Raw genomic sequence first — 17,152 nt, 5'->3', positions numbered from 1 at the left:
CCGACAGGGACCACAGTGAACAACGAGGACATCACGGATCGCTTCCGTCAAGCCGGGCTGGATGTCGGGGGCTTCCTTGACGACGGGACGAGCCCGACGGTCACCGAAGCCTTCCGGGTGACGGCGCACATCGACACCGTGCCGTGGGCGCGGGTGCCGAAGCGGGACGACGACGCCCTGCGCCGGGCACAGGACCTGTGGCTGTCGACGGCCCGCCGGCGGGGCATTGTCACGCCCGACGGCACCTTCCTCACGGCCGCCGGCATGAGCCAGGGCTGGCTCCGCGTCTACCTCACCGCCGGCACCGACCTCTCCCGGCTCGCGGATCCCTCCGGCGGCATCGAGTTCCTCACCCGCTCACCGGACGGGTCCCGGCTCTGCGCGATCTCCACCGAGGGCGGGGAACACTGGGTCATCGACGAGGCATACCCGCCGGCGGACGACGAGGACGACTGACGCGCCGCCCACGACCGGGCCGCCGGTCTTCCGTCCCCGTTCTGAAACACCAGGTCGACGCGGACGAGCCGCCCCCGGCGTGAGCGACGTCAGGTGCGCAGCCCGGGGTGGACTCGCGGGCGGGGCGGGGCGCCCGGCTGCTCATGCGGATCCGCGAACAGCTCCGGGTGGCTCGCCCGGATCGTTCCGATGTCGTCGAAGACGCCCTGAAGGTGTCCGCGCAGCGCGTCCTCGGCGCGCGCCCCGTCCCGCCGTTCCAGCGCGTCGACCACCGTGGTGTGCTCGTCGACCAGCGTCTCGATCCGGTGCGGCAGCGGCAGACTCAGCCGGCGGGCCCGGTCGAGGTGCGCCTTGGCGGTCGCCACCGTGCGCCACAGCGTGCGGTGGCCGCTCGCCTCCATCAGGCGGCGGTGGAAGGCCTCGTCCTGCTCGAAGAACGCGTCCGCGTCCCCCGCCTTCAGCGCGGCCCGCTGTGCGTCGAGGATGGCGCGCAGTGCCGTGATGTCCTGCGCGCCGGACTTCTTCACCGCCTCGCGCAGCGCAGCCAGTTCGAGCGCCTCCCGCATGAACTGGGCTTCCAGGACGGCGTCGACGCTGATCCGCGAGACGAACGTACCGAACTTGGGGAAGACGTCGACCAGCGACTCCTCGCCCAGCAGGATCAGCGCCTCGCGTACCGGGGTGCGGCTGACGTCCAGCTCCCCGGCCAGCTCGTTCTCCGACAGGGGCGCGCCCGGCAGGAGCGCGAGGGAGGTGATCCGCGCCCGCAGCAGGGCGTGCACCCGGGCCCGGACCGACTCGCGCGGACGCGGTGCCTCCGCCTCGGTCCGTCGCGTCTGTCTCGTTTCCCGCCGCTGAGCTGCCATGACGCTCACTTTCTCACCTCAGCTGCGAGGATACTTACATACAAGGCTTGTATGTAAGCGGCGGCCAGGGTAGAAAATGACGCGGAGGTCAACGGACCCCCTGGCCACACCCGTGTCCCCGTCCCCGCTGTGGACACTTCTGTGCCCGGTCTCGCGAACCGCCTACCGTCACATCCGCACGTCCCCCTCGACCGGAGGTCAACGATGACCACCCGCTCCGTCACCGAGAGTGAGGCGCCGGCTGCCCCGCCCGGCACCTCACTCCCCGCCCGCCCGCGCGGCCGGGGGAACAACGTCCGCTGGGGCATAGCCGTCCTGTGCTTCGGCGGCCTCGCGGTCAACTACCTGGACCGCTCCACGCTCAGCGTCGCGCTGCCGTCCATGTCGGACGACCTGCACATCGGTCCCGAGACGCAGGGCTTCATCCTCAGTGCCTTCTTCATCACGTACGCGCTGTGCCAACTGCCCGCCGGGGCGCTCCTGGACAAGTACGGCGTGAAGCGGGTCTTCGCGATCGGCGCCATCTGGTGGTCGGTGGCCACCGTCGGGATGGGCCTGGTCCGCGGCGTCGGCTCGCTCGTCGGCGCCCGGATGCTGCTCGGCGCCGGTGAGGCCGCCGGATATCCCGCACCCGCGAAGGCCGTCTCCCGCTGGTTCCCCCGTCATGAACGAACCCTCGCCAACAGCGTCTGGGACAACGGCGCGCGCGTCGGCACCGCCATCGCCCTGCCGCTGGTGACGATGCTGGTCTCCGTGTTCCACTGGCGGGTCGCGTTCATCGCCTGCGGCCTGCTCGGCTTCCTGTGGATCATCGGCTGGTGGCGGCTCTACCACGAGCCCGCCGACCACCCGAAGCTGACCGCCGAGGAGCGGGCCTACATCGAGGCGGGCGGCGCTCACACCGACGAGACGCCCGCGCAGGAGGCGGACGCGCCCAAGGTGCGCTGGCGGGACCTGTTCCGCTACCGGACGGTCTGGGGCATGATGCTCGGCTTCTTCTGCCTCAACTACGTCATCTACTTCTTCATCACCTGGTTCCCCAGCTACCTCGTCGACGAGCGCGGCTTCGACCTCCTCAAGCTCGGCTTCTTCGGCACGGTCCCGGGTCTGGTCGCCATCTTCGGATCGCTGCTCGGCGGCTTCACCGCCGACCGGCTGCTCCGCAAGGGCTGGTCCACCACCAAGGTCCGCAAGACCTGTCTGGTCTCCGGCACGCTGTGCTCGTCCGTGATCGCGCTCACCGTCGTCGTGCCGACCGCGTCCGGCGCCCTCGCGCTGCTCTCCCTCAGCTACGCCTCGCTGACCTTCTCCACCGCGTCCGTCGCGTCGCTGCCCGCCGACGTGGCGCCGACCGCCGGGCATGTCGCCTCGCTCGCCGGTATCCAGAACTTCGCCTCGAACGTGGCGGGGATACTCGGCCCGATCGTCACCGGATTCCTGCTGGCGTCCTCCGGGGGCTCGTACCTGGTGCCGCTCCTGGTGTCCGGCGCCCTGTCCGTCGTCGGCGCCCTCACCTACGCGTTCGTCATCAAGCGCGTCGAACCACTGCCGGTGCGCTAGGGCCTCTCGTCTGGATCACGCCGGGCTCGCGGGGTCCGGCCTGATCCAGACGAAAGACCCTGGCCCACCCCCGGTCCGCTCCATCCCCGTACGAAAGAAGGGACGCCCCATGGCCAAGTCGGTCGAGTCGGCCCAGTCGGTCGAGCCCGTCGAGTCCATGCATCGCGCCGCCGTGCTGCACGGTCCCAAGGACGTGCGCGTCGAAGACCGCCCGGTGCCCGAGCCCGGTCCGGGCCAGGTCCTGGTCGCCGTCCGTGCCGTCGGACTGTGCGGGTCCGACCTGCACTACTACGCCCACGGCGAGAACGGCCCGAACGTCCTGCGGCAGCCGACCGTCCTCGGCCACGAGCCGGCCGGCGTGGTCGTCGGCCACGGCGACGGCGTCGACGACCTGCCCCACGGCACGGCCGTGGCGATCGAGCCCGCGCACCCGTGCGGCACCTGCGCGCTGTGCCGGGCCGGGCGCTACAACCTCTGCCCGGAGGGCACCTGTTTCGGCTCGCCGCCGACCGACGGCGCGCTCGCCGAGTACGTGTGCGTGCCGCGGGACTTCGTGCATCCGCTGCCCGCGTCGACGGACGTACGGATCGGCGCGCTGATCGAGCCGCTCGCCGTCGCCGTGCACGCGGTGCGCCGCGCCGCGCTCGCCCCCGGTCACCGTGTGCTGGTCACGGGGGCGGGGCCGATCGGTGTGCTGGTCGCGCAGGTCGCGGCGGCCGTCGGCGCCGGGTCCGTGACGGTGTCCGATGTGGCAGTCGAGCGGCGGGAGTTCGCGGCGCGGCTAGGCCTGCACACGGTGGACGCCGCCGGCCTCGCGCCCGATCCTGAGCGGTCCCACGCACTCACCTCGCCGGACGGCTACGACGCCGTGTTCGACTGCTCCGGTGTGGGGCCCGCCCTGGTGTCGGGGATCCGCGCACTGCGCCCCGGCGGCACCGCTGTGGTCGTCGGCAATCCGAGCAGGCCGCTGACCGAGCTGCCGCTCGCGTGGATGCAGCGTCAGGAACTGTCCCTTGTGACGTCGTTCCGATACGGGGCAGGGGACTTCGCGGCGGCCGTCGCGCTCGCGGGGCGTGTCCGTCTGGCTGAACTCGTCACCTCCGCGTTCCCGTTGGAGCGGGCGGCCGAGGCGCTCGAGGTCGCGCTGACCGACCCGACGCAGATGAAGGTCCTGGTCGAGCCGGCGCGGGAGGTCTGACGGTGACCTTCCGCACCCGGCCCCGCCTGTCCCGTACCGCGCTCCCCGTGGCCGGCCTGAAGCTGCCTCCGCCCACCCCCGAACCTGGCATCGTCCACCTCGGCATGGGCAACTTCCACCGCGCCCACCAGGCTGTCCACACGGCCGACGCCCTGCGCCACAGCCCCGGCCCCTGGGGCATCACCGGTGTCTCGACGAGCGCGGCCCGAGGTCCGCGCCCTGTACTGACCGGCATGGCGGAACAGGACCAGCTCTACACGGTCCTCACCCTGCGCCGCGACGCGGGCGTCGCCGCGACCGTGCCCGGGGTGCACCATCCGGGCCTCGTCGCCGACGGACAAGGCGCGGAGGTCGTCGCCGCGATCGGCAGCCCCACCACCCGCATCGTCTCCCTCACGGTGACCGAGAAGGGGTACACCTTCGGCGCCGACGGCCGCCTCGACCTCGACGACCCGCTGGTCCGCGCCGACCTCGCGGGCGGCACGCCCCGCACCACGCTCGGCCTGATCGTGCGCGGGCTCCAGCACCGGGCCCGCTCCGACGGGGCGCCGGTCACCGTGCTCAGCTGCGACAACCTCATGGACAACGGGCACCGACTGCGCGCCCTCATCGACGAGTTCGTCGCCGCGCTGCCCGCCGCGGAACGCCCCGAGCTGCAGACCTACGTCGCGAGTTCGCTCACCACGCCGAACACCATGGTCGACCGGATCGCGCCCGCCACCACCGACGAGCACCGTGACCTGGTCGCCCGCGCCTTCGGCGTCCGCGACTCGGTGCCGGTGCCCGCCGAGCCGTACCGGCTGTGGGTCATGGAGGACGACTTCCGTGCCGGACGCCCTGCGTGGGAGCACGCGGGCGCACTGTTCACGGACGATGTCGCCCCGTACGAACTGATGAAACTGCGGCTCCTCAACGGCGCCCACTCGCTCCTCGCCTACCTCGGCCTGCTGCGCGGACACCGCTGCATCGACCAGGCGGTGACGGACGAACTCCTGGGCGGTGCCGTGGAGTCCGCGATGCGCGAGGAGATCCTGCCGACGGTCCCGGAGCCCGAGGGAATGCCGGGCAAGGCCTACGTCACCGAACTCCTCGACCGGTTCGCCAATCCGGCGCTCGGCCACCGCACCGCGCAGGTCGGCTCCGACGGTTCCCTGAAGATCCCGGTCCGCTGGGCGGGGGTGCTCGCCGAGTCGCTGGCGGCGGGGCGCGTCCCCCGTGTCCTCGCTCTCGGCCTCGCCGCGTACGTGCGCGTCATCACGGCCGACGACGCATACGACGAGCGTGCGCTCGGCACGGTCCACGACGGTGCCCGGTCGCGCCTGACCGAGCTCGCGGCCCGTGCGAGCGGTCCCGCCGACGCGGCCCGCCTGCTGCTCCGCGAAGGCGACCTGCTACCACCGGAGGTCGCCCAGCACCCCGAACTCGGCGATGCGGTCGGCGAGTTCGCGCACACGCTTGCCGTGCACGGCATCGAGGCCGCGCTGCGTTCCGCGCGCACCTGATCCAGGTGCCGGCCACCGGACCCGTGCGCCGGCCGGCGCCTCCCCCTGCCCCGCGCTCCCCCATCGAGAAGAACGGCACCCTATGGCCACCATCACCTCGGCCGAGGTCTTCGTCACCTGCCCCGGCCGCAACTACGTCACCCTGAAGATCACCACCTCGGACGGTGTCACCGGCATCGGCGACGCCACCCTCAACGGCCGCGAGCTGTCCGTCGCCTCCTACCTGCGCGACCACGTCTGCCCCACCCTGATCGGCAAGGACCCGGCCCGCATCGAGCAGGTGTGGCAGTACCTGTACAAGGGCGCCTACTGGCGGCGCGGCCCGGTCACCATGACGGCCGTCGCCGCCGTCGACGTCGCTCTGTGGGACATCAAGGGCAAGGTCGCGGGCCTGCCCGTGTACCAGCTGCTCGGCGGCGCGGCCCGCGACGGCGTCACCGTCTACGGCCACGCCAGCGGCAACACGGTCCCCGAACTCCTCGACGACGTACAGCGGTTCCTCGACAAGGGCTTCCGCGCGGTGCGCGCGCAGGCGGCGGTGCCCGGTCTGGAGCGGGTGTACGGCATGCGCAAGGGCGACGGCGACACCTACGAGCCGGCCGACGGGGCGCTGCCCACCGAGGAGGTCTGGGACACCGGCGCCTACCTGGACTTCGTGCCGACCTACATGTCCGCCGTCCGCGAGCGGTTCGGCTACGACTTCCACCTGCTGCACGACGTGCACCACCGGCTCAGCCCCATCGAGGCGGCCCGCCTGGGCAAGTCCCTCGAGCCCTACCGCCTGTTCTGGATCGAGGACCCCACCCCGGCCGAGGACCAGGAGGCCTTCCGCCTCATCCGGCAGCACACCACGACACCGCTCGCGGTGGGCGAGATCTTCAACTCGATCTGGGACTGCCAGCACCTGATCACCAACCGCCTCATCGACTACATCCGCACCTCCGTCTCGCACGCCGGTGGCATCACGCATCTGCGCAAGATCTTCTCGCTCGCCGAGCTGTACGGGGTCCGCTCCGGCTCGCACGGCGCGGGCGACCTCTCCCCCGCGTCGCTCGCGGCCGCGCTCCACGTCGACCTGTCGATCCCGAACTTCGGCATGCAGGAGTACATGGCCCATCTCCCGGGCTACGAGGAGGTGTTCCGGACGTCCTGGACGTTCGAGGACGGCCTGATGCACCCCGGCGACCGCCCCGGCATCGGCGTCGAGTTCGACGAACAGGCGGCCGCGAAGTTCCCGTACGAGCGCAAGTACCTGCCGGTCAATCGACTGCGGGACGGGTCCGTGCACGACTGGTGAGGTGAGTGCCACGACGGCTGCCCGCCGTGGCGCCGATCCACCGGGGGCCGCTCTCGATCGGGACCCGGCACCCCGGCAACGGTGGGCGGCCCGGGCACCCCGGCGCAGATGACCGTATCGTCGAGCACGCCATGCTCACCCTCGACCGTAGTGGCCTGCTCCGGCCTCGCTTGGACGCGCGGACGCGCCTGCGCCGACGCCCCGAGCGCTCCGTCGACGATGGCGGCGGCGCCGAGCGCCCCGGTTCCCTTGAGTAGATCGCGGCGCGTCGGTTTGCTCATGTCCAGCAGTCTCCCGGCTCGAATGCCCTTGATGGGCCGCCCAATTGGGGCTGCCAAAATGTACCAATCCAGACATTTTTCGAGCTGCTGACGGGCTGCGACGGGCGAGTCGCGGGATGCATCTCGAGCGGACGGACTTGCTCCGGCACGAACTCACCACGGTCCTCCGCCGGCCCGCGAACACTGAGGCGCACCGCCGCCGATACTCCCGGGGCGCCCCCCGGACAACAAGAACGGTCCACAGCACCGCGTTGCGGGACGGGGTGAGCCAGTCGCACAGTCCCGGCAGGGGGACGTCCCGACGGGCCCGCACGGTCAGTGGGGCGAGGACAACGCGGAGCCGTCACAGCGGCCCGCTGCGCCGCACCCCCGCGGCGTATGCTTGCGCAGGTCAGGGGAGGAGGCGCCATGGGGCGGATGCCGTCGGCGCAGCGACGCAGGCAACTGGTCGAGGCTGCCATCCGGGTCATGGCCCGCGACGGCGTCGCGAAGACCACCACGCGGTCCGTGGTAGCGGAGGCGGGCGTCTCACTGAGTGTTTTCCACTACTGCTTCGACTCCAAGCAGGAGTTGCTCGAAGCGGTGATGGACACCATCTCCGAGCACTCCGAGTCGGACGTCCTCACCACGCTCACCCGCAGGCCCAGCCTGCGCGAGACGATCCGCGCCGGGCTCCAGGCGTACTGGGACCACGTGCTGGCCAACCCAGGCGAGCACATGCTGACGTACGAACTCACCCAGTACGCCCTGCGGGAGCCCGGCTATGAGCATCTCGCCCGGCGACAGTACGAGCGCTATCTCGCGGCCCACACCAAGGTGATCCGTCAACTCCCCTCGGTCCTGGGCGTGGAGCTGTCCGTGCCCGAGCCCGCGGCCGCCAGGTATCTGGCCGCGCTGACCGACGGGCTCACCCTCAACTTCCTCGTGCTGGGCGACGAAGAGAAGGCGGGCGACGTGCTGGACGTCGTCGCGGACCAGATCCTGACGTTGGTGCGGGAGTAGCTCAGCGGCTGTACACCGCTGCCTCGTTGATCGAGTAGCCGTACTTGGTGGCGCGTGTCACGCCATGAATACGGACGTACCGCGCCTGCACCGGGCTGAACACCGCATTGTCGAGGCCCCCGTCCCCGCTGTCCGTGGACCACACGGTCCGCCACGTGGTCCCGTCGTCCGAGACCTCGACCCGGTAGGCCCGCGCAGAGGCCCGTTCCCAGTCGAGGGAGACCTTGCCGACCGTACGGGAGCTGCCCAGATCGAGCCGCAGCCACTGGTCGTCCGACCAGCCGCTCGCCCACCTCGTGCCGGTGTCGCCGTCGACGGCCCGCCCTGCGGCGTAACTGGTGAACGGGTTCCACTCCGTGTCGCTGGCGCTCGCCGGAGCGTCGACGGCGAGGTTGGGCGCGGGCTTGTGGAGTTCGGTCGCCTTCCAGGTGCGGAGGTAGGACTCCGCGCCGCCGAGCAGATCCTGCACCGTGTCCTTGCCACCACTGAGCCGCATCTGCTCGATCCAGTCAGGCACCATGCCGACATGGGCCGCACCGTCGGTGTTGAAGTCCCAGGTGCGTTCGCCGGTTTGCTGCCGGTCGATGACGGAACCGCCGTCGGCGCTGCGGAAGGGGTACTTGACCGCGTTGGGGGCGTCGGGTCCGACCGGTCCCGGCCAGCCGCCGACGCCGTTCATGTCGGTGCCGTAGCCGAGTCCGACGCCGTACTTCTGGCGCAGCGCCCTGGTCCCGGCGGACTCCTTGGCGAAGCTGTCGGCGCTGGACATGTACGAGGCCTTGAAGCCGCCGAGACGGTAGACGCGCTCCAGCCAGCCGTCGTCCATCCAGCTGTGGCTGGAGAGCACGCCTGGGTAGTCCGCCGACTCCAGCAGGTCCAGGGTGCGGCCGGCCGCCTTTACGCTCATGTGGTCGACCTCGACCATCATGTTGCGCTTCATCAACCCCTTGACCGCGTACTCACCGAGGCGGGTCAGACCGCGGCTGTTGCACTGCGCGTCGCTGTCGTAGGTGGGCACCTTGGTGCCTGCGGGGAGCAGCTTGGTCACCTCGGCCGGTGCGGCCGCATTGCCGGCGGGGTTGTCGTGCTGCGGACCGCTGCACTTCTCCGTATTCCAGAAGGTGCCGGTGGAGAGGAACTGGCCGATGTCCACGGCTGTTCCGATGGTGCCGGAGTCCATCCGCACCCCGCACAGGGCGTTGTCGAACTTGTGGCAGAGGAACATGCTGCGCACACCCAGCTTGTACAGCTCGTCCAGACCGCTGTCGATGTCGGCCTGGCTGCACTGCGGGACGTCGAGGATCTGCTTGCAGCCGAAGGGCTCCGAGGTCTCGACGCCGAGCACCACGGCGAGCTTGCCCTCCGCGACGACCTGGCGGGCCTGGGCGGAGTCGGTGACGATACGGAAGAAGCCCTTGCCCTTTCCGCCGTAGATCTTGTCGATGTAGTCCTGCATCTCGTAGGACTTGCGGGCCTCGAGGCGGATGGCGTCCATCTCGTTGCAGCCGCGGTCCCTGACGTAGATCGAGCACAACAGGCCGTTGGTGACCAGGTCGTTGACCAGTACCCGCTGGCCCCCGCGCCAGGCGCGCTCCAGCCACGCGTAGTAATTCTGCTGGTGGCTCAGGGAGTTGTGGGCCGGCCAGTCCTTGAACGTCGGCCAGCCCACCGGGTCGTGGTGGCCGTCCGCACCGCCGGTGACGTTCTCGAAGAGGGCGAGCGAGCCGTCGGGATAGTGCTCGGGGCAGTCCTTGAGTGCGTCGGCGATGCCCTCTTCGGAGAACGGCTTGCCGCAGATGATGCGGCCGCCGAAGCCCTCGTTGGACATCAGGTGATTGTGCGCGTCGATGAAACCGCGGACCCTCCCCTGACTGTCCGTGCCGCGGAAGGGTTCGCCGGTGACGTTGATCTGAGAGTCGGCGGCGGGCCGCGCCGTGGGCTCCCACCAGGGAGTGTCGGCGCCTGCGGCCGGAGGGGAGCCCACGCCGAGAGCCAGCAGGAGGGTGACGACGACGGCAAACAGGCCGCGTCTGCGGAGGAGTGTCATCCGGGCTACCTTCGCTGTCCGGGATGGGCACGCACTAACTTACTCGCGCGTAGGTCCCGTCGAGAATGGCGCGGCCCTGACAACGAGTCAAGAGTCCGGGACGGCTGACCTATTTGATGTGTCGTCAGCTCCCCTGGCTGAAAAAGGCCCTCTCGGACGGCCTGCCGCCGGGGCCGAGGCGGCCCCTGAATGGGCCACAAAAGGGAAGCCACGCAATGGCACCTCGCGCAAGCGGGTGCCGACGGCGGTAGGTGTGGGCAATATCGAGCTACCGCAATATCGCAACGGCAGCTTCAGCCCGGCTGTGGCGCCCAGGCATGTGCTGGCGAGCGGGACGCGCAATCGCAGGCAGTGCAAGGAGAATCGACGGCCACCCCCAGAACGATCTTGATCCGCCCTGGCTCACCCCAAGAAGCTCAACCGCACCTGCCGGTCCGCGTTGTCCCTGTTCGTGTCCACCAAACTCCGTTAAGGCAACCTTGATGGTAGTTGTGCGGGAGCGCCGCAACATCCCGCGGCCCCGCAGCGCGCCACTGCTCCTCTCCGCATGCGGTTGCACCCAAGCCCATTTCATCATCAGGGAGATCGCTCTCCACCCCACGTCGACCGAAACGGTTCATCGCGAGGCAAGTGACACGGTAAGGAAGCCCGAAGCAGGCGTGCCGGACCGGGTCCGGAAGGCAGCTCACGAAAGCGGCCACTGGCACACGATGCGCCTGAACGACGACCAGCCCGTGCCCGTTGACGCGACGAGCGAGTTCCGCCGAGCCGTACAGCCCTACCTGACACCGGGCAAAGGTGAGATCGCGCGGCAGGCCACGTTCAAATACCTGAAACTGGCCCGCGCAGTGGCACCGCAGCACCCGCACCGTGTTCTACTACGTCATTCCTACGACCCGTTCACCCAGAGTGGTCATCCTGCCCTCTCCACGGCGTCTCTGGCAGATCGCCGCAGTGGTTCTCGGAGCCTTCGTGGTACTGATCACGCTCCTACGACTGTTGTCGTAACCCTTACTTGAGCAGGCGCCGGCCAATGGGGTGCGCCGCGAAACGGAGTGAGCCGCGATGAAGGCGGTTGCCGCAAAGCTGGGCATCAGTGCCGCCGAGACGGTGCGGACGTGGGTCCGCAGACCGACGCCGGCCGGCGGCCTGGCGTCACATCGGAGGAGGCTGCAGAGATCAAGCGGCTCAAGGCCGAGAACGCTGAACTGCGGCGGGCCAACGAGATCCTCAAGGCGGCCTCGGCCTTCTTCCCGGCCGAGCTCGACCGGCCGTCGAAGCGCTCGTAGCGTTCATCGACGCACACCGCCAGGTGTTCGGGGTCGAGCCGATCTGCCGAGTCCTGACGAGTAATTGTCAATATGCGTGGATGAGCTGGCCTGGGTGGGGCTTGTTTCGTTAGCCGGCCGTCAGGCTGCTCGGTCCCTCCCCGCGATACGGAATCCACCGGTATCCGGGCTGGAACACCTCGTAGTCGGTGCTCGGGTCGAGTTCGGCATGCAGCTTTTCGCAGAGCACGAGCCCGTGGATGCTGCCGTCGTTCAGTTCGTCAGACCACTCCCCCCTGAGCTCAGCAGGGTCCAGGAGTGATTCCCGATCCCAGCCGACCTTCGCGGCGACATATCCGTGGAACTGCGCGAGCAGTTCGTAGAGTTGGTGTCCCAGTTCGGTCAGCTCTGCTGCGGTGAGCTGGAATCTGGGGAGGCTGCCGTCCAGACCACAACCCCAGCTGACGGCCACGGGCAGGATCGAGAGCTCGATGTACGAGCCCACCTTCGCCAGCATCGGCCGGTGGAGAGGGATGCGGTGGGCGCCCGCGTGAAGCACCCATGGCTTGGGGGCGATGCGGGCGGCAGCCTGTGCCGCCTCAGCGTCGTCGCCAAAGTTCACCACGAGCATGAAACAGATCGCCACGGCTCTTCTGCCTCCCCAGCCCCACGGCCTCACGCAGCCCGCGTTTCAGTACGTTCGACGATGCCATTCTCGAACCTGGCACCCGCACGGACCAGGGGCACAAGGTGCGATCCGGTGCTCGCCCGCCATCGGGCCTGGGCAGACTCCACGAGCTTGAATACCATCGCGAGGGCAGCGGCCGGTCTTCCGGCCCCGCGGGTGACCTGGGTCTTCGATCTTGAGCGGTGCGCCTGCTCAGGGCCTCTGACGTTTCGTTACGCTCAGCGACGGCAGTTGGTGGCTGCTGCCCGGGCCGCAGGCGCGCCGGGAGTCCAGGGCAGTACACGGCCACGGTCCCTCTCCGTGACTACGGGTGCAGCTTCTCGCCCTTCGCCAGCATCGCTACGTACTTTTCGATCCGGCGCGCCCGGGTCTCGGCCTTCTTGGCGTCCTGGATCCGGTACAGGATCGCGTAGCGGTTCTGCCGGTCCAGTGTCTTGAAGAACTCCGCTGCAGCCAGGTCGGCGGTCAGGGCTGCCGTGAGGTCGTCCGGCACCGTGGCGGTCTTCGCGCCGTCGTAGGCCGCATCCCAGCGGCCGTCTGCCTTGGCGCGGTCGACTTCGGCCTGTCCCGGCGGGTGCATCCGGCCCTGCTCGATCAGGGCGGCCACCTTGTCCCGGTTGACCTTGGACCACTTGCTGCGCGGCGTGCGCGGGGTGAACCGCTGGAGCCACCACTGGTCGTCGAACTTGGCCTTCTGGCCGTCGATCCAGCCGTAGCAGAGTGCCACGTCGAGCGCCTGGGCGTAGTCCAGCGCGACGATTCCCGCGCCCTTCTTGCGAAGCTTGAGCCAGATGCCGGGCGAGACGGCGTGGTTCTCGCCGAGCCATGCCTGGAATGCCTCGGCGGATTCGAATGCGACGATCTCCAAGTCCTGAGTCACCCCAGCAGCGAACCACACCCAGCCGATTGTCATGAGGCATTCGGCACGGCCCCGGATGAGGGATGCCCGTGGGCCTGAGTGATCATCTCTGTTCTCTACGCAGAACGATCATGCTGGAGCCACGGGCTTGTTCAACGATACGACGTTGCTGCTCGACCTCGGCGGGGTGTCCGTCGCGCGAGTTGAGCGGCTGGTCGACGGAAGGCGCCGAGTTCACCTGGTCACGGCCGACGAGACAGCCAGGGGCTGCCCGGCCTGCGGGGTTTTCGCCACCCGGGTGAAGGGCTCGGCGGTGACCCGGCCGCGCGATCTCCCGTACGGCGAGAGCGGATTGGAGTTCCGCTGGCACGAGCGCCGCTGGTGGTGCCGCGAGGCCGGATGCCCTCGCCGGTCCTTCACGGAGCAGATCCCGCAGATCCCGGCCGGTGCCAGGCTGACCGCCCGGCTGCGGGGTGCGGCCGGGCGCCGCATACGGGATGCCGAGGTGGCATCGCCCAGGCCGTTCACCTTGGCGTTCGCGGTGAACGGGAACTTCGCCACCTTGACGTCGCAGCCCAGTTCGCGGGCCTGCTCCTCGGTGTAGCCGAAGCTCGCGATCTGCGACTGACGGAAGGTGGCCCGCGGGATCATCGCGCGGTCGAGCTCCATGGTCTCCGCGTCCGCGAGCGTCTCGGCGGCGATCACGCCCATCGCCTCGGCCGCGTGCGCGAGCATGAGTTTCGCGGTGACGGCGCCGATGGCGTAGAGGGGCGGAACGTTCGTACGGCAACGGCCGTCGACATCGATCGCGCCGCGCTCGGTGACCCGCACACCGGTGTTCTCCAGGCCGTAGCCGGTCACGTTGGGAGCGAAGCCGATCGCCTGGAGGACCTTGTCGGCCTCCAGGACCTGCTGGGCACCGTCCTTGCCAGTGACCGTGACACGGACCCGGGGTTCCGATTCGTCGATGGCATCGACGCGAGTGGAGGTCAGCACCTCGATGCCCAGCCTGCGGTACTGCCTGGCCAGCTCGGCGGAGACTTGCTCGTCCTCCAGCGGCGCGACGCAGTCCAGGAACTCTACGATGGTGACCTTCACCCCGTAGTTGTGCAGGATGTAGGCGAACTCGACGCCGATCGCGCCGGCACCCGCGATGATGATCGACTGTGGCAGCTCCTCGGCGAGGATCTGTTCCCCGAAGGTGGCCACGCGGGGAGGTACGGCGGGTGCCGGGCAACAGCTTGGGTGTCGCGCCGGTGGCGATGACGCACGGGTCGAATCCGATGGTGCGCGCGTCGCCGTCGAAGCCGGCGACCTGGAGGGTGTGCGGGTCGAGGAACGTGCCACGGCCGTCGATCTCCGTGATCTTGTTCTTCTTCATCAGGTAGTGCACACCCTTGACCCTGCTGTCGGCGACCTTGCGGCTGCGCCCGTACGCCTCGCCGTAGTCGGACGAGACCTGTCCGTCGACGCGGATACCGAAAGTCTTCGCCTCACGGGGGAAGATGTGCGCCAGCTCGGCGTTGCGCAGCAGGGCCTTGGCGGGGATGCAGCCCACGTTAAGGCAGATGCCGCCCCAGTACTTCCGTTCGACGACGACGCGCTTGCCCAGCTGGGCGGCGCGGATCGCGGCGACGTAGCCACCGGGGCCGGCGCCGAGTACCACCACGTCGAAGCGGTCGTCCGGCTCGTCCATCATCGCTGCCCGCGCTTCGGGGCTCATACAGCCACCGCGGCCGTGCGCCGCGGCCAGGGCATGTTCGGGCTCCGGCCAGAGTTGCCCCTTCGATGCCGGTCACAAACGGCGGCCTTCCCGGCGGTCGTGGACTTCACCCGCGCGCCGCGGACCCTGGCCCTTCTCGACACCCCTCCCTCTGGTTTACCCTTCAACTACATGGGGTCGTGAGGAGGCCACACCATGACAGAACTCGGACTGGCCGACACGGTCGGCATGCTGCAACAGCCCGGCGTGCGGACACGGCACAGCAGCTCAGGGCTCGGATGGGACCGGCTGTATCTCTCCGTACAGGAGGAACAGCCCTATCGCGCGGCGTTCGACCCTGCCCCCACCCATCTGCTGATCCTGCACCTGGGCGGCCCCGTCACCGTACGGCGGGGGCAGGGGGCAGCCCGGCGGTCACGGACGATCCCGGCCGGTGGGCTCTTCCTGCAGCCGGCCGGCCGGAGTCTCGCCGTCGAGCTGGGCGGGCGGCTGGAGACGGTCCACGCCTACCTCGCGGACGACGCTCTGCGCGACGCGAACGGCGGGCGGCCCGTGGAGCTGTCAGAGGACTTCGGGGCCGGCGATCCACTCGCCGAGCAGCTCATGCTCGCGCTGGAGGGCGCCGTCCGCTCCTGGGAGCCGTCGGCCCGCACCTACACCGACCAGCTGACCGGAATGCTCGCCGCGCAGCTCGTACGCCGTCACGGCGTCGGCACCACCACACCCCCGCCCAACAGGTCCGGGCTGTCCGACCGGCAGCTCGCCGCCGTCCGCGAGCTCATAGAACAGCGGCTCGCCGAATCGCTGCCGATCACGGACCTCGCCACCGCGGCCTCACTCAGCCCGAGCCAGTTCACCCGGAGGTTCCGGGCGAGCACGGGCCAGTCGCCGCACCAGTTCCTGCTCAAGCTGCGTCTGGAGTGCGCGTCCCGACTGCTGCGCACCGGCTCCGCCCCGATCGCGGAGGTGGCTGCGGCCTGCGGGTTCTCCCACCAGGAGCACCTGACCCGGGTGATGCGCACCCGGATGGGCACCACCCCTGCCGCGCTGCGCCGGTCCGGCTGAGGTCGGTGGCGGGGCCGCCACCTCAGCATCCCGGTACCAGGGTCAGCCCTGCCCGCACGTCAGCGCTCCGGTACGGGAGCCGGTGCCGGGCCCACACCTCAGCATCCCGGCACCCGAGCCGACCCCCCGGCCCGCACCTCAGCGTTCCAGTACCAGCGCCAACCCCTGGCCCACCCCGATGCACAGCGCCGCCAGGCCCGTGCCGCTGCCCGCGGTGGCCAGCTGGTGCGCGACCGCTCCGGTGATGCGGGCGCCCGACGCGCCCAGCGGGTGGCCGATCGCGATGGCGCCGCCACGCGGGTTGACCACCTCCGGGTCGAGTTCCGGCAGTGCGGCCAGGCAGCCCAGGGCCTGGGCCGCGTAGGCCTCGTTCAGCTCGATCGTGTGCAGATCGCCGGGAGCGACCGCAGCCTTGTCGAGCACCTTGCGGATGGCGTCGACCGGGCCGAGCCCGAAGTACTGCGGCTCGATGCCCGTCACCGCCGCCGCCCGTACCCGGGCCAGAGGCTCGCGCCCGATCGCCGCGAGACCGTCCTCGTCGGCGAGCAGCAGCGCGGCCGCCCCGTCGTTCAGCGGCGAGGCGTTGCCGGCCGTGATCGTGCCGTCCGCGACGAAGGCCGGCTTGAGCTTGGCGAGTGCCTCCAGGGAGGTGTTGTCGCGGATGCCCTCATCCCGGGTCAGCTCCACTCCCTCGACGGGGACGACCTCTCCCGCGTACAGGCCCTCGCTCCAGGCGAGGGCGGCGTTGCGGTGGCTGTCCAGGGCGAACGCGTCCTGTGCCTCCCGGCTGACGGCGTACTTGGCACCCACCAGCTCCGCGCTCTCGCCGAGCGGGATCGTCCACTCTGCCGGCATCCGCGGGTTCACCATGCGCCAGCCGAGAGTCGTCGAGTGCAGCTGCTGGTCATTCGCCGGGAAGGCTCGCTCCGGCTTCGGCAGCACCCAGGGCGCGCGGCTCATGGACTCGACACCGCCCGCTACGGCGATGGACGCGTCGCCGAGGGCGATGGCCCGGGCTGCCTGGATGACGGCTTCCATGCCGGATCCGCAGAGCCGGTTGACCGTGGCGCCGGGCACGCTGACCGGGAGCCCTGCGAGCAGGACGGCCATGCGGGCCACGTCGCGGTTGTCCTCGCCCGCGCCGTTGGCGTTGCCAAGCAGCACGTCGTCGATGCGCGACGGGTCCAGGCCGGGACTGCGGTCGACGAGGGCGCGCAGCACACCGGCGACGAGGTCGTCCGGGCGTACGCCAGCGAGGGCACCGCCGTAGCGGCCGAAGGGGGTACGGACGGCGTCGACGACGTACACGTCACGCGGTCGCTCGATCATCGGTTGCTCCC

The 17,152-nt window shown here is 70.0% G+C and carries 14 protein-coding genes and 4 pseudogenes; 10 read left to right on the top strand and 8 right to left on the bottom strand.

Going from position 1 to position 17,152, the window contains the following annotated elements; translation table 11 throughout:
• Positions 1 to 15 precede the first annotated feature (15 nt).
• Positions 16 to 456, top strand: a complete 441-nt coding sequence (locus tag OG574_RS38405; RefSeq protein WP_326776957.1) for a hypothetical protein — start codon at positions 16 to 18, stop codon at positions 454 to 456.
• An 89-nt stretch (positions 457 to 545) separates the two neighbouring features.
• On the opposite strand, the gene OG574_RS38400 is transcribed toward OG574_RS38405, so the two are convergent.
• Positions 546 to 1,322 carry a GntR family transcriptional regulator gene (locus tag OG574_RS38400; protein WP_326776956.1) on the bottom strand — a complete coding sequence of 259 codons (777 nt, stop codon included), beginning with the start codon at positions 1,320 to 1,322 and terminating at the stop codon, positions 546 to 548.
• A 204-nt stretch (positions 1,323 to 1,526) separates the two neighbouring features.
• Here OG574_RS38400 and OG574_RS38395 point away from each other — a divergent pair, with 204 nt between their 5' ends.
• The 4 genes from OG574_RS38395 to manD all read left to right on the top strand — a co-directional run bounded on the left by OG574_RS38395 (position 1,527) and on the right by manD (position 6,879).
• Entirely contained in the window at positions 1,527 to 2,882 is a 1,356-nt protein-coding gene (locus tag OG574_RS38395) for an MFS transporter (RefSeq protein WP_326776955.1), read from the top strand.
• 109 nt (positions 2,883 to 2,991) lie between these two features.
• The gene (locus tag OG574_RS38390) at positions 2,992 to 4,080 is read left to right on the top strand and encodes an alcohol dehydrogenase catalytic domain-containing protein (RefSeq protein ID WP_326776954.1); all 1,089 of its coding nucleotides are present in this window, start codon (positions 2,992 to 2,994) and stop codon (positions 4,078 to 4,080) included.
• A gap of 2 nt (positions 4,081 to 4,082) precedes the next feature.
• Complete coding sequence (locus OG574_RS38385) at positions 4,083 to 5,582, top strand: mannitol dehydrogenase family protein (RefSeq protein WP_326776953.1); 1,500 nt, start codon at positions 4,083 to 4,085, stop codon at positions 5,580 to 5,582.
• Positions 5,583 to 5,664: 82 nt separating this feature from the next.
• The gene (gene manD / locus OG574_RS38380; protein WP_326776952.1) at positions 5,665 to 6,879 is read left to right on the top strand and encodes a D-mannonate dehydratase ManD; all 1,215 of its coding nucleotides are present in this window, start codon (positions 5,665 to 5,667) and stop codon (positions 6,877 to 6,879) included.
• Positions 6,880 to 7,100: 221 nt separating this feature from the next.
• Here the strand turns inward: manD and OG574_RS52825 are convergent.
• A pseudogene (locus OG574_RS52825) lies at positions 7,101 to 7,160 on the bottom strand (twin-arginine translocation signal domain-containing protein); the annotation flags it as partial.
• A gap of 408 nt (positions 7,161 to 7,568) precedes the next feature.
• On the opposite strand from OG574_RS52825, the gene OG574_RS38375 reads away from it, so the two are divergent.
• Positions 7,569 to 8,162, top strand: a complete 594-nt coding sequence (locus OG574_RS38375; RefSeq protein ID WP_100598416.1) for a TetR/AcrR family transcriptional regulator — start codon at positions 7,569 to 7,571, stop codon at positions 8,160 to 8,162.
• A gap of 1 nt (position 8,163) precedes the next feature.
• Here the strand turns inward: OG574_RS38375 and OG574_RS38370 are convergent, their stop codons facing one another.
• The gene (locus tag OG574_RS38370; RefSeq protein WP_326776950.1) at positions 8,164 to 10,209 is read right to left on the bottom strand and encodes a galactose-binding domain-containing protein; all 2,046 of its coding nucleotides are present in this window, start codon (positions 10,207 to 10,209) and stop codon (positions 8,164 to 8,166) included.
• On the opposite strand from OG574_RS38370, the gene OG574_RS52820 reads away from it, so the two are divergent.
• Both OG574_RS52820 and OG574_RS38365 read left to right on the top strand, forming a co-directional pair.
• Positions 10,097 to 10,600, top strand: a complete 504-nt coding sequence (locus OG574_RS52820; RefSeq protein WP_442816870.1) for a transposase — start codon at positions 10,097 to 10,099, stop codon at positions 10,598 to 10,600. The genes OG574_RS38370 and OG574_RS52820 overlap by 113 nt on opposite strands.
• A gap of 668 nt (positions 10,601 to 11,268) precedes the next feature.
• A pseudogene (locus OG574_RS38365) lies at positions 11,269 to 11,554 on the top strand (IS3-like element ISMyma3 family transposase); the annotation flags it as partial.
• 53 nt (positions 11,555 to 11,607) lie between these two features.
• Here the strand turns inward: OG574_RS38365 and OG574_RS38360 are convergent.
• From OG574_RS38360 to OG574_RS38350, 3 genes and pseudogenes are all read right to left on the bottom strand, one after another.
• The gene (locus OG574_RS38360) at positions 11,608 to 12,123 is read right to left on the bottom strand and encodes a hypothetical protein (protein ID WP_326776949.1); all 516 of its coding nucleotides are present in this window, start codon (positions 12,121 to 12,123) and stop codon (positions 11,608 to 11,610) included.
• 29 nt (positions 12,124 to 12,152) lie between these two features.
• Positions 12,153 to 12,335, bottom strand: a pseudogene (locus tag OG574_RS38355) (IS256 family transposase); the annotation flags it as partial.
• Between the two features lie 134 nt (positions 12,336 to 12,469).
• Entirely contained in the window at positions 12,470 to 13,078 is a 609-nt protein-coding gene (locus OG574_RS38350) for a YdeI/OmpD-associated family protein (RefSeq protein ID WP_326776948.1), read from the bottom strand.
• Positions 13,079 to 13,211: 133 nt separating this feature from the next.
• Here OG574_RS38350 and OG574_RS52815 point away from each other — a divergent pair, with 133 nt between their 5' ends.
• Positions 13,212 to 13,628 (top strand): transposase family protein, encoded by a 417-nt coding sequence (locus OG574_RS52815; protein ID WP_442816944.1) that lies wholly within the window; start codon positions 13,212 to 13,214, stop codon positions 13,626 to 13,628.
• Here the strand turns inward: OG574_RS52815 and lpdA are convergent.
• Positions 13,529 to 14,720, bottom strand: a pseudogene (gene lpdA / locus OG574_RS38345) (dihydrolipoyl dehydrogenase); the annotation flags it as partial. The gene OG574_RS52815 and the pseudogene lpdA sit on opposite strands and share 100 nt — an antisense overlap.
• A gap of 222 nt (positions 14,721 to 14,942) precedes the next feature.
• On the opposite strand from lpdA, the gene OG574_RS38340 reads away from it, so the two are divergent.
• Positions 14,943 to 15,812 carry an AraC family transcriptional regulator gene (locus OG574_RS38340; RefSeq protein ID WP_326776947.1) on the top strand — a complete coding sequence of 290 codons (870 nt, stop codon included), beginning with the start codon at positions 14,943 to 14,945 and terminating at the stop codon, positions 15,810 to 15,812.
• Between the two features lie 138 nt (positions 15,813 to 15,950).
• Here OG574_RS38340 and OG574_RS38335 read toward each other — a convergent pair whose 3' ends face one another.
• Positions 15,951 to 17,141: a thiolase family protein gene (locus OG574_RS38335; protein WP_326776946.1), complete on the bottom strand. Its 1,191-nt coding sequence runs from the start codon at positions 17,139 to 17,141 to the stop codon at positions 15,951 to 15,953.
• Between the last annotated feature and the right edge of the window lie 11 nt (positions 17,142 to 17,152).

This window comes from Streptomyces sp. NBC_01445 (genome assembly GCF_035918235.1).
Lineage (GTDB): Bacteria > Actinomycetota > Actinomycetes > Streptomycetales > Streptomycetaceae > Streptomyces.
This window is presented reverse-complemented; position numbering and strand designations above follow the sequence as displayed.

Bases quoted from the DNA above. Each gene is read 5' to 3' on its own strand.
- OG574_RS38350 (WP_326776948.1), bottom strand. From the start codon at position 13,078: ATGACAATCGGCTGGGTGTGGTTCGCTGCTGGGGTGACTCAGGACTTG.
- OG574_RS38340 (WP_326776947.1), top strand. From the start codon at position 14,943: ATGACAGAACTCGGACTGGCCGACACGGTCGGCATGCTGCAACAGCCC.
- OG574_RS38335 (WP_326776946.1), bottom strand. From the start codon at position 17,141: ATGATCGAGCGACCGCGTGACGTGTACGTCGTCGACGCCGTCCGTACC.
- OG574_RS38395 (WP_326776955.1), top strand. From the start codon at position 1,527: ATGACCACCCGCTCCGTCACCGAGAGTGAGGCGCCGGCTGCCCCGCCC.
- manD (WP_326776952.1), top strand. From the start codon at position 5,665: ATGGCCACCATCACCTCGGCCGAGGTCTTCGTCACCTGCCCCGGCCGC.
- OG574_RS38375 (WP_100598416.1), top strand. From the start codon at position 7,569: ATGGGGCGGATGCCGTCGGCGCAGCGACGCAGGCAACTGGTCGAGGCT.
- OG574_RS38390 (WP_326776954.1), top strand. From the start codon at position 2,992: ATGGCCAAGTCGGTCGAGTCGGCCCAGTCGGTCGAGCCCGTCGAGTCC.
- OG574_RS38370 (WP_326776950.1), bottom strand. From the start codon at position 10,209: ATGACACTCCTCCGCAGACGCGGCCTGTTTGCCGTCGTCGTCACCCTC.
- OG574_RS38400 (WP_326776956.1), bottom strand. From the start codon at position 1,322: ATGGCAGCTCAGCGGCGGGAAACGAGACAGACGCGACGGACCGAGGCG.